This window comes from Muricoccus harenae, from assembly GCF_009848505.1.
Lineage (GTDB): Bacteria > Pseudomonadota > Alphaproteobacteria > Acetobacterales > Acetobacteraceae > Roseomonas > Roseomonas harenae.
This window is the reverse complement of the sequence record NZ_WWDL01000120.1, coordinates 1-555: the sequence shown is the minus strand read 5'-3', so window position 1 is coordinate 555 and position 555 is coordinate 1. Positions and strand designations below refer to the sequence as shown.

Annotated in this window: 1 protein-coding gene; it reads right to left on the bottom strand. The window is 69.0% G+C overall.

Annotated elements, in window-relative coordinates; genetic code table 11:
* Positions 1 to 3: 3 nt before the first annotated feature.
* Positions 4 to 555: hypothetical protein (locus tag GSE44_RS25200; protein ID WP_457852184.1), on the bottom strand; the 552-nt coding region annotated here is incomplete at its 5' end.

Here is a 555-nt window from a genome sequence, read left to right as displayed (position 1 = left end):
GCCTCAGCGTCCGGCGCTGATGGATTGGTAGAAGGCGAGTTCTTCCTGGAGAGCGGAGATGACCATATCGGCGGCTTCATCGGTGAGGGCGATGCAGACGCGCCGGCGGTCGGAGCCGTGGAAGTAGCGGCGGACGAGCTTGGCGTTTTCGAGGGCGGCGAGCTTGCGCAGGGCGGTGCTCTGTGGGGCGCCGGAGGAGATGCAGACGGAGGAGACGGAGACATGTCCGCCTTCGGCGCGCACGGCGGCGAGGTCGAGGAGCATGTCCCAGGCGGGCCAGTCGAAGAACTGTCCGATGGGCTTGCGGCGCCTGCGGGCACGGAGTTGGAGCATGCGCTTCAGCCCGGCCGGGCCAAGGCTTTCGGCGGGGCGCGCTGCTTCGATGGCTTCACCGGCCGGAGCGGTGGGCCTGGTGCTGGTGGCTTGGCCATCGAAGGTGGCGAAGAGGCGATCGCAGGTCGCTCTCAGTTCCGCGAGCAGGGTCGCGGCGTTCGGCTCGGCTGCCGGCATGGCTTGCTCCGACCGCTCGGAGCGCTCCGGCAGATCGGCATAAGC